Annotated in this window: 11 protein-coding genes and 1 pseudogene; 4 read left to right on the top strand and 8 right to left on the bottom strand. The window is 63.5% G+C overall.

Annotation, left to right across the window (positions count from 1 at the left end):
* From N825_RS35020 to N825_RS35000, 5 genes are all read right to left on the bottom strand, one after another.
* Positions 1-319 (bottom strand): hypothetical protein (locus N825_RS35020; RefSeq protein ID WP_037462021.1); only part of this gene is annotated, 319 nt, incomplete at its 3' end.
* On the bottom strand, positions 309-1,043 hold the full coding sequence (locus N825_RS35015) for a helix-turn-helix domain-containing protein (RefSeq protein WP_037462018.1): 735 nt from the start codon (positions 1,041-1,043) through the stop codon (positions 309-311). The genes N825_RS35020 and N825_RS35015, both read right to left, overlap by 11 nt.
* A 349-nt stretch (positions 1,044-1,392) precedes the next feature.
* Positions 1,393-2,814 carry a glycosyltransferase family 2 protein gene (locus N825_RS37420; protein ID WP_051514193.1) on the bottom strand — a complete coding sequence of 474 codons (1,422 nt, stop codon included), beginning with the start codon at positions 2,812-2,814 and terminating at the stop codon, positions 1,393-1,395.
* 11 nt (positions 2,815-2,825) lie between these two features.
* On the bottom strand, positions 2,826-4,103 hold the full coding sequence (locus tag N825_RS35005) for a glycosyltransferase family 4 protein (protein ID WP_157619772.1): 1,278 nt from the start codon (positions 4,101-4,103) through the stop codon (positions 2,826-2,828).
* 79 nt (positions 4,104-4,182) lie between these two features.
* A complete protein-coding gene (locus N825_RS35000; protein ID WP_037462014.1) occupies positions 4,183-4,884 on the bottom strand; it encodes an RluA family pseudouridine synthase in 702 nt (233 codons plus the stop codon).
* A 322-nt stretch (positions 4,885-5,206) separates the two neighbouring features.
* On the opposite strand from N825_RS35000, the gene N825_RS39520 reads away from it, so the two are divergent.
* A complete protein-coding gene (locus N825_RS39520; RefSeq protein WP_157619771.1) occupies positions 5,207-5,500 on the top strand; it encodes a hypothetical protein in 294 nt (97 codons plus the stop codon).
* On the opposite strand, the pseudogene N825_RS34995 reads toward N825_RS39520, so the two are convergent.
* Both N825_RS34995 and N825_RS34990 read right to left on the bottom strand, forming a co-directional pair.
* Positions 5,469-5,921 (bottom strand): annotated as a pseudogene (locus N825_RS34995) (IS256 family transposase); the annotation flags it as partial. The gene N825_RS39520 and the pseudogene N825_RS34995 overlap by 32 nt on opposite strands.
* A gap of 157 nt (positions 5,922-6,078) precedes the next feature.
* Positions 6,079-8,790: a calcium-binding protein gene (locus N825_RS34990; RefSeq protein WP_037462010.1), complete on the bottom strand. Its 2,712-nt coding sequence runs from the start codon at positions 8,788-8,790 to the stop codon at positions 6,079-6,081.
* Positions 8,791-9,004: 214 nt separating this feature from the next.
* Between N825_RS34990 and N825_RS39515 the strand changes: the two genes are divergently transcribed.
* The 3 genes from N825_RS39515 to N825_RS41110 are packed head-to-tail and all read left to right on the top strand — an operon-like array spanning position 9,005 to position 10,099.
* Entirely contained in the window at positions 9,005-9,154 is a 150-nt protein-coding gene (locus N825_RS39515) for a hypothetical protein (protein WP_157619770.1), read from the top strand.
* Entirely contained in the window at positions 9,154-9,948 is a 795-nt protein-coding gene (locus tag N825_RS39510; protein ID WP_157619769.1) for a hypothetical protein, read from the top strand. Before N825_RS39515 ends, N825_RS39510 begins: the two co-directional genes overlap by 1 nt.
* Complete coding sequence (locus tag N825_RS41110; RefSeq protein ID WP_084165402.1) at positions 9,845-10,099, top strand: HGGxSTG domain-containing protein; 255 nt, start codon at positions 9,845-9,847, stop codon at positions 10,097-10,099. The genes N825_RS39510 and N825_RS41110 overlap by 104 nt, the downstream gene beginning before the upstream one ends.
* A 125-nt stretch (positions 10,100-10,224) precedes the next feature.
* Here the strand turns inward: N825_RS41110 and N825_RS34980 are convergent.
* Positions 10,225-10,612 (bottom strand): M10 family metallopeptidase C-terminal domain-containing protein (locus N825_RS34980; protein ID WP_037462008.1); only part of this gene is annotated, 388 nt, incomplete at its 5' end.

Raw genomic sequence — 10,612 nt, 5'->3', positions numbered from 1 at the left:
GGGGCGCCGGGGCCGGGGCCGGCGGCGGATCGGCGACTGACGCCGGCGCCGCCTTCGGCGCCTCGACCGGGATGTCCGGCTCGCCGATCGCCGCCATCGCCTCGATCGACAACCGCTGGTACTCGGCGCGGAAGTCGACCCCCCGGTCGCGCGCCCGGGTCACGGCGCGGGCGAAACCGGAGCGGGGCGGCCCTGGCTGGTGGGAGATCTGGGCGAAGGAGCTGGGCTGGCGGCTGGAGATGCGCTGGTTGACGGCGTCGAGGGCCTGATCCAGCAGCAGGGCCTCGGTCGAGACGGGTTTCCGACTGTCAGAGGGCATTGGACACTCCGCCGTGCGACTGGAGGACGGCCCGGCGCTCGGTCACCACCGCCGCGTGGCGCCAGGCGAAGATCGCGGCCTCCGTCCGGTTGCGGCATTGCAGGCGGGCGAGCAGCTGGCGGACCAGCAGCTTGGTGGTCGGCAGGGTGGCGCCGCGGTTGTTGGCGATCTCCTCGTCGGTCATGCCCTCGGACAGCAGCGGCAGCAGCGCCAGATGCGCCTCGCTCAAGGTGTCCAGAAGCGTCAGCCGGTGCTGGTCGGCGGCCATCACGGAGATCATCGCCGGGGCGACGATGGCGTAGCCGGCCGCCGCGAGGTTGAGTTTGGCCCGGAGGTCGTCGGCGGAACCGCTCCACACCAGCCAGCCGTCCAGCAGGGTCACGAACTCGCGGACCCGGCCGAGCTGGCTCGGCATGAAGACGCCCAGGGTGTGGATGCCGCGCATCAGCCCGGCGTTGCCGCTGGAGATGATGTCCTGCAGCCGATCCAGCGAGCGGACGCTGAGCAGCAGCGTTTCCTTGCTCCACCGGAGTGTTTCCAGATCCTGCAACCCGTCGATCCGCCGCACCTTGTAGCCGATCACCTCGGTCAACGCGGGCTGAACCTGGGGCAGCGCTGTCAGGCAGCGCTTGAACGCCGCGAAACTCTTGCCGGCTTGGCCCTCGGAATTCGGGCGAAGTCCGGGCGTGGCGGCGCCACGGGCCGCGGATGACAGGTTTGCCACTCTGTAGTCCTTTGATTTGCTGTAGTGGGGAGGGGCCGGCGGATGGTTGGCGCGGCGCCGTCCGTTGTTGGTCGTGGTGGGGTCGTCTCTTCCTGTTTCAGCCGATCGAACGGTGGGGTCGAGCTATCCGTTCGCTTAGTATTGATACCATCTCTAACCCTAAAATGCGCGGAGAATGAGAAACATTTTAATTATTTTTTAAGCTAGACCTGAAGTAAGTTGCGGTGGAAATCGATTATCTCGAAATGGGTATCCATCTATCGATACGCTGACATCCAGCCATTCGATAGGAGGGGGAGTCTCCGCGGGCGATCGCCGCGAACCGGCCGAAGGGCGCCGCTAACGCGTGTCAGGGAGCCGGAAAAGTCAGGGACGACGTGGCTTTGGGGCGGAGAGCCATCTTCAGCCGCCGGCCCTCCTCGCAGTCGCCATCCACGCCGCCATCGGGCCGGATCGTCATGCGGAAGTCTATCCCTTGGGGTGGCGCGCGGTCGGACCGGGTGATGACTCCGAGCAGGGGGGTCTCGGCCAGCCCCAACATCTCGCGCCAGCCGACCGGTTCCCCGGCGGTCTCGTGATCCGGGTCGAACCACAGCACGGCCCGCACCGGCCTGGTCATGACCAGATGGCGGATGAACCGGCCATGGAAGCCGGGAGCCAGGACATGGGAGAGGATATAGTCGGGCGCCCGCCCACCCGTGGTTTCCAGTGTTTCCGTCCTGCCGACGCGCACCACGACGAGCGCCGCCGCGTCGCCGACCATCAAGGCGATACCCTCCAGCAATCCGGGAGGCGCCGCGCGGGACAGGACCAGCACGACGGCCAGCCGGGATTGGTCATACTGGCCGGGATCGTTCAGGTTGGCGAAGGGATCGCTGACCGGACGGTCGCGATAGCCGCCGCGGACGGCGCGGCGCGCGCCGGCATCCTCGAACACCGCCTTGTTGCGCCGGTAGATGGTGTCGAACAGTTCGGCGTGGCGCTTCCGCGCCCGATTCATGAAGGCGGCGGGGTGGCGGCGGTAGTTGACCAGCGGTTCGGGGATGACCTCGCCGCGGTGCCCCTCCGCCCCCAGCCTCAGCCAGAACTCCCAGTCCTCGTAGCCCTCGCGCATGGCAGCGCAGAAGCCGCCGCCGGACAGGCCGGCCTCGCGCCGGAACACGGCGGAGATGCTGACATGGTTGTAGTAGCGCAGCCGGTCGAGATCGAGCGACTCGGATTTCCAGACCCGTTCCTCGCTGCCGGTCACCCGCAGCCAGGAATAGGCCAGCGACACCCCGGCGTTGCCCTCCATCAGCAGGACGCACTTCTCCAGATAGGTCGGCTCCATGGTGTCGTCGGCGTCGAGACAGCAGACATAGATGCCGCGCGCGATCCGCAAGCCGGCGTTGCGGGCCGCCGGAGCCCCCTGGTTCTCCTGCCGCAGCAGGATGATGTCGTCCACCCTTTCCAGCGCAGCCATCACGTCCTGGGTGACGGCGTCGGTCGAGCCGTCGTCGACCACGATGATCTCGATGTCGCGCAGCGTCTGGGCGCGGACGCTGGCGATGGCGTCGCCCAGGAAGCGGCCATAGTTGAAGCAGGGGATGATCACCGAGACGAGCGGCTGGCGGTCCTGCCGGCGGACCAGCGGCGCGTCCAGCCATTCGACCGGTGCCGCCAGGGGCGGACGGGCCGGGAACAGCACCGCGCGCACGGTCTCCTTCAGCCCTTTCGGGATCATCAGGACAAGCTGTTGGAGCACCAGCAACCGTGTGACGGCGAAGCTCATCCCGGCATCCCTCACCCGCCAGCCTCCACCACGGTGCCCCGTGTCGACCCCGGAGCCGACCCTTCAGCCGATCCGTCGATCAGCGAGCGGTAGAGACCCGCGACGTGGTCGCTGATGACCGACAGGGAATAGCGCGTCTCGACCATCTCCCGCGCGGCGGCGCCGAAGCGGCGGCGCAGATCGTCGGACGCCGCCAGCCGCTCCAGCGCGTCGGCCAGCCCCTGGACCAGTTCGCCGCTTTCCTCCGGCGGCACGAGCAGGCCGGTGACACCGTCGATCACCACGTCGCGGCAGCCGGGAACGTCGGTCGCGACCATCGGCCGGCCGCAGGCCGCCGCCTCCAGCAGGCTGACCGGCAGCCCTTCGCGGCGCGACGGCAGCACGGCGATATGGGCGCGGGCCCAAACCTCCTCCGCGACGCGGTCGACATGGCCGAGCCAGGTGATGCCGGGCTCGCGGCTCCACGCCTCCAACTGGTCGCGCGGGATGGCGGTGGGATTGCGCCCGTCCCGCTCGCCGACCAGCAGCAGCTCGACATGGGGCAGCTTGGCGCGCACCCGCCGGAACGCCTCGACCAGCGGGGCCAGCCCCTTGTCCTCGATCATCCGCGTGGTGATCGCGATGGTGACGGTTTCGGATTTGGGAAACGGCAGCGCCGGATAGCGGGCGAGGTCGAGCCCCGTGCCACCGATGACATGGACATGGCCGGCCCGGCGCAGCTGCCACCGCATCAGCACGTCCCGGTCGGTCGGGTTCATGGTGACCAGATGGACCTCGTGCCCGGCGAAGGCGGCGCGCATGCCCAGCATCACCAGGGGCCGCAGCAGCCGCGCCTTGAGGTGGCTGGAGGAGAACAGGTAGCCCAGCCCCGCGAAGTGGTCGAGGATCCGGATCGGCGGACCGAACGCCCCCACCAGCCGGGCCGCCAGCGTGCCGATCAGGATCGGCTTCATGCCGACGCAATGGATCAGCGCCGGCCGCTCGCGCCGCAGGTATTTGACCAGCGCCGAGGCGATCCGGAAATCGTTGAGGATGTTGAGGCCGGAGCGGTCGAGCTTGAGCGGCACCACCTCGAACCCGGCCCGCTCGATCCGCGCCCGGTCGGCGCCGCTGGCGCCTGTGTTGCAGATGACAGTGATGCGGTAACCGCGTTCCGCCAGCCGCTTGGCGAGGTTGAGCCAGTGCAGGCAGAACCACCAGTCCTCGGACACGAAGAAGACGACGCGGGTGGAGACACCGGCCGCGGGTTCGGTCACGAAGGAGCGCCGGGGAACAGTCCTGACATCCATGTTCTGCTCCAAGCGCGCCCGCCAATTTCTTTTCGAATTGGTGAAAGTGCTGGTTAACTAATGGTGAATGCGATCGTTGTCAAAGGTAACCGCAGGCGGCCAACTCGCCCGCCATATGCCCCGGCGGCGGCGCCACGGCTGTGATCGGCGACACTCCCGGATGGAGCGGAAGGGTTATCGACCGCGCCAGCAGCCGCAACGGCCCCTCTCCAGCGGTTTGGAGACCATCCCCATAAAACGGATCGCCCACGATCGGCGTGCCGAGCGAGGCGCAGTGGATGCGCAACTGGTGGGTCCGCCCGGTCCGGGGCCGAAGCTCCAGCCACGTCAGTTCCCCCGCCGATCCCAGCACGCGGTAATCGGTGACGGCGGGCAGCCCGGCGGGATCAACCCTGATCCGCCACCCGCCCGTCTCCGGCAGCACCTTGAGCAACGGCAGGTCGACCCTACCCTGGTCGGCGGGCGGCCTGCCGCGCGTGACGGCCCAATAGGTCTTGTCGACCAGCCCGCGCGAGAACAACCGCCCCAGCTTCTTCAACGCCTTCTGATGCCGCCCCAGCACGAGGCACCCGCTGGTGTCCCGATCCAAACGATGCGCCAGCGCTGGCGGCCGCTCCATCTCGAACCAAAGCTCCCCCAGGAAATCCCCCAAACTCCCCTGCCCCCGCGGCCCCGGATGCACCAGCAACCCGGCGGGCTTGTCCAGGATCAGCACGTCGTGGTCGAGGTGCAGCACCCGCGCGTGCAGGTCGGCGGCGGTGAGGGGAGTGGGGGTGGTCATGTGAAAAGCCTTAGATCAAGCGGCGAGCGAAGGCGTGGGGAGAACACAGAGCGACACGGCGGGAGTCTTCACTGGAGTCCAAACGGGAGGCGAGAACTTTTCGAAGGCTACCTCACGAGGATATGTCTTAGAGCACCTATCACAACCCTATTTAGACACACCTAAGTGGTTGATTTTGCTATGTCGAAGCAGGTTATGTTAGGCGCTCTTAGGGCGCCGGGGCAACCCCTCCGACCAGCCAAACGCCATCAGACGACCGCCGCGGGAGCTTCGAGGGGCATCAGGCGCCGCTCGACTACGACGATGCGCCGGAGTGGGCGCGGTGAGGCGTCCCGAAGAACAGCTCCAACGCGCCGTTGTGCAGCTTCTGCAGGTCTATCAGAGCCGCAGCCTGCTGACGTTCTGTCATGTGCCGAACGGCGGATTGCGGACACGGACCGAGGCGGCGGCACTGGAGGCGATGGGCACCACGCCTGGCGTGCCGGACCTGCTGATCTGGCTACTAGGCGGCGGCCATTTCCAGGTCGAGTTGAAGGCGAGGACAGGCAAATTGGAGCTATGGCGGAATTTGGGTGACGAAGTGTTCAGGCGGCGCTGTGTGATTTTGGCACGATGACCTCGATGCCGTCGCGGAATTTGACGTCTTGGATGATCTTGGGCAACTGGTTTTCGCCCTGGAGCCGTCGCCAGGTTCTGGATGCCGCCGTGATCAGCTTAAAGGCCATCAGCTTGGCGGTGTTCTGCGTGAGCGCGTCCTTGGTGCGGACCGTCCGGTGCCGAACCGTGGCGAACACGCTCTCAATCGGGTTTGTTGTGCGCACGTGGCCCCAGTGCTCGGCCGGGAAGCTGTAGAAGGCCAGCAGGGCATCGCGGTCCTTGGTCAGGCACTCGACGGCCCCTGCATACTTGGCGCCATACTTCTTCTCGAAGGTATCAAGGGCTCGCTCCGCCGCCTTGAGGTCCGGCGCCATCCAGATCTCCCGCAGGTCCTGCTTGATCGCGGGCTGGATGGATTTCACATGGGCGTCGCCGTGTACGTCATCCGGTTGCTGGATGGGCTGGAAGCGCTGCTGCGGGAAAGTGTGCCGGCTGTCGGGACGCTGTCGAAGGGGTCAAATGCCCCACTCTGGAACCAGAGAACGACCCGTCAGCACAAATGCCAATGGGCCGTTCTAAGCGGCTGAGGAGATACGATCAAAGAACGAAGTCGTTAGCCACCGCTGTAGTCACGCCAACTACGCTGACCTCAATGTCAGCGATCTGATCTCCGTTGACGTCACCTTGCAGAAGGCCGCTGGCAAAACGCAGATGACCAGCAGTGCTGGTAAATGCACCAGCTCCGATGAAGCTGAACGCCTGGTTCCCATCGACGCTGGTATCGGCATCAATGGTAGAAAAATCAATCTTATCGGTGCTGCGGAGGAAGTCTTTGATCACATCGCGAGCCGTGCCGACAGCGCTCTCGCTTATGGCGTTGAAGTCGAACACATCAGCGCCACCTCCGCCTTCAAGCTGATCCGTCCCAGCACCGCCGATCAGGATGTCGTTGCCGAGACCACCCGACAGGCTGTCGTTGCCCGAACTGGCGTTGAGGATGTTGTTAGCGCCGTTGCCGATCAGAGTGTTGACGAGCGCGTTGCCGTTGGCGTTGATGGCAGCCGTGCCAGTCAGTTCAATGCGCTCGACGTGCTGGGTGCTGAAGCTGACGCTCACCGACGAGCGCACCGTGTCAGCACCTTGGTTGGCAAGCTCGGTGACGCTGTCGCCAACATCGTCGACGTAGTAGACGTCATCGCCCAGACCGCCCGCCATGCTGTCGGCGCCGGCACCGCCGTTTAAAGTATCGTCGCCGTCGGCCCCGTCCAGGTTGTTGTTACCCGTCGATCCTATGAGGGTATCAGCATAAACGCTGCCGCGCACACCTTCGATCGAAATGAAAGTGTTTGTCGCTCCTAATGTATCTGTAACAGAGGTCTCATTGGTGCTTAGGGTCACACTAACGCCCTGGGTTGCCTCCCAGAAGAAGTCCACCATGTCGAAGCCGGCGCCGCCGTCCAGCGTGTCGTTACCAGGGCCTCCGCTCAGCCAATCGTCCCCAGCGCCGGCCTGGATCTTGTCGTTGCCCCCGTAGCCGCCGAGCCGGTCTCCCAGAGCCGATCCTGTCATCAGGTCGTCAAATTCTGACCCTTTAACCTCACCGATGTTCCAGAGGGTGTCGAGGCCACCGAAACCATCTTGGACTATCCAGGTGCTTCGGGACAGATCCACTACTACCCCTGCCGGATCAAGTCTGTAATCGACCTCATCAATGGCATTTCCGACGCGGGTAGAGTCGCCGATGATCAGGTCGTCCCCAGCCCCGCCGAACAGGCTGTCGTCGCCGCTACCGCCATCAAGAGTATCGTTGCCGGCGGCTCCCCTGAGAATATCATCCCCGGCACCGGCCATGAGGATGTCGTCGCCGCTCTCCGCATTGAGGTTCTCACCGCGCGCCGAGCCTATCAGTAGGTCGGAATAGTATGAACCACGGAGTTGCTCGAAGTTCGTGATCGTGTCAGTTCCGCCCCAACCGTCCTTGAAGGCTTTGCCTGCGCCAAGATCGACGTGCACGCCGGTCGGACTGCCGTCATAATCGATCTCGTCAAAGCCAGCGCCGCCGTCGAGAGTGTCGTCGCCTCCGCCGCCCTCGACATCGTCAGACTGATTGCCGCCTGTGACAATGTCATTTCCGCCCATGCCGTCCAGGTTCCATCTCCCGGCGGAACTGGGGCTGACGGCGTCCACGCCGGTTATCCTGTCGTTGAAGTTGGATCCAACGATGTACTCGACATTCTGGAACGTGTCGATCGCCCCCCAACCATCCTTAACCGTTCTGGCCGCGAAATCAGCGACAATACCGGCGGGATCGTTGAGGTAAGATATTCGATCGTCTGATGACGTTTGTCCTCCATCCAGGAAATCGGCTCCGCTGCCGCCGATCAGAATATCGTTACCGTCACCGCCATCCAGCCGATCGTCGCCGCCGCCTCCAGACAGGCTGTTGGTCAGCGCGTCGCCAATCAGCAGATCGGCGTAAGTGGAGCCCTCCAGGCGCTCGATTGCGATGATCGTGTCAATGTAGCCCCAGTTGTCAACGGCAGTTCCAGGTGCGACTAATCGGTTGTTGAAGCTGACCTCCTCCTGGCTCAAATTCACGCACACGCCTGAAGTGTCAGGACCAGCCACATAGTACCCGTCTTCCGAGTAGGTCACCGTATCGAACCCGTCGCCGCCGTCAAGCATGTCGGTGCCGCTGCCGCCGATCAATGTATCGGCGCCGCCGCCGCCAAACACTTGGTCGTCGCCATCACGAGCAAAAACGTAGCCGTCCTCATCCCACCCGATGATGGTGTCGGCGCCGTTGCCGGCGTGGACGTTTTCGATGCTTGTGAGAGTATCTGTGCCGATTTCAGCGCCCGAGGCGGTGCCGGCGCCAAGGTCGACCGTAATGCCCTGAGTTGTGAATTCATACATGACATCGTCGGAGCCACCAGCGCCGTCAACCATGTCGTCGCCTGCCATTGGGCGAAACCAGTTACCCCTGTTGTCGCCGATGAGAGTGTCATTGTATCGGCTACCGTCGACGTGCTCGATGCCAATCAACGTGTCCGTACCACCCTCGCCATCGTTCGCAGTACCGAGTGCCAAATTGACTATGACGCCGCTGATTGCGCTTGAGAACCCGACTGTGTCACCAAACTGACCATCCGTGCCGCCGTTGAGCGTGTCATCACCAGCACCGCCTTCGAGGGCGTCATATCCTCCTGCACCAAGGATAATGTCATCCCCTGCCAAGCCGGCGAGATAATCGTTTTCGGTCGAACCATTCAGCACGTCGTTGTTAGGTGTTCCAAGAATGTTCGCCATAGTTCCCTCTGCAACGGGGCATAGTGCCCAACATGGGCATGTTCAATGTCTCAATCGTAAAAAAAGCGTAAAAACAAGCTTGCAGCGGAACAATTAACTATAATTACCGAAGCTGTTTGAGGAGTGGTGCATCTAGAGTATGATCAAGGCACGGAGTGGCTGTTAGACGTGAATTAAAGTATATGCACTCTCAAGCATCAAGAATATTTAGAATATGACAAATTCTAGTTTAGAAGTTGTTCATGTCATCCGCTCGTTGGAAACGCTGCTGCGGGCGGAAGGTGTGCCGCCGGTCGGGACGCTGGCCAGCGTGGTCGACGTCAAGGCGCGCGGTGACGGCGATGTGCAGGAAAGGGCACGGTGATGGCTCGCGACACGCCTGTAGCGAAGAAGTCCACATCCCTGCCGGCGACGAAGCCGGAAATTACCGAAATGGAGCAAGCCGAGGTCCGCGCGCTCACCAGGCGAAAGAAGGCTAAACGTCAGGCGCCGCGGTTCGCGGTGAACTGGAAGGACGGTGGACAGGTCCAGGTAATGCCGGTTGGCATCCACGCTGACGTTGCAAGCGTCAGAGTAATGAATGCCTTCGGCACCACGAGCGCCGAGCTGGCCGAACGCTTGATCAACCAGATCATCAACACGACTCATCTGCAGTCGTCGAACGAGCCGGTTGCCGCTGAGAACCTGAACGCCGCTTTGGCCGCAGTGACGGGCATCGCGCCGCGGGATGAAGCCGAGGCGATGTTGGCGGCTCAGATGGTCGGCGTCCACTGGTTGGCGATGGATCTACTACGCAAGGCTAACGACCGAGCCCTGCTCAACGACGCGGGCAATCTGGCGGTCAAGCTGCTGCGGACCTATACGACGCAGCTCGAGGCGCTGAAACGCTACCGCTCGGGCGGCGAACAACTGGTTGTGGTTCAGCACCAGCACGTCAACGTCACCGCCGATCAGGCCGCTGTGCAGGTCAGCGGCGGTAATTATCCGGCTCCCGAGGGTAGGGGGGCGCCATCGAAACCGAAGGAACAATCCCATGCACCCGGACCCATCACCTATGAATCAGCCACCTCGCTGCAATGCCCGAACCCGGCGCGGAACGTCGTGCCAGTCACCAATGGTGCGGGGAAAGCTCCGGTGCAGAATGCACGGCGGCGTTGATGGGGTTGGGGCGCCGCAGGGTAACTGCAATGCCTTTAAGCACGGCCGCTACTCTGCCGACACCATCGCCCAACGGCGGGTGGTAGCGGCCCTGCTTCGCGCCTGTCGGGATCAGCTCGGTGAAATATGTGACCCCAGAAATGGCACTTGAATAAGACAATGAAGTGAGATGGTGAGAAACAATCCGTAAGTCTCATTCTGTTGCTGTTCAAGATTGGAAAAGCCCGCCGACAGAAGCATCGGCGGGCTATGGAGAGCGGCGGGCGAGATTACTGATCAGAGAACGAAGTCGCTTGCCGCCATCGTCGTAGTACCAACTACGCTGATCTCGAAGTCAGCAACTCCGTCTCCGTTGACATCGGCTTGGAGGAGGCCGCTGTCGAAGCGCAGCTGACCGTCGACTCCCGTAAACGCGCTTAGCCCAATGAAGGCAAAGGCTTGATTGCCGTCTGTTCCGTCCGTGTCCGCGTCGATGGTAGAAAGATCTATCCTGTCGGTGCCGCGGAGAAAATCCGTGATCACGTCGCGAGCCGATCCGACAACGCTCTCGCTGGTGGCGTTGAAGTCGAAGGCGTCAGCCCCGCTTCCGCCGTCGAGCCGATCCGTGCCGGCGCCGCCGATCAGGGTATCGTTGCCGGCACCACCTGATAGGCTGTCGTTGCCG

This window comes from Skermanella stibiiresistens SB22 (genome assembly GCF_000576635.1).
Taxonomy (GTDB): domain Bacteria; phylum Pseudomonadota; class Alphaproteobacteria; order Azospirillales; family Azospirillaceae; genus Skermanella; species Skermanella stibiiresistens.
This window is presented reverse-complemented; position numbering and strand designations above follow the sequence as displayed.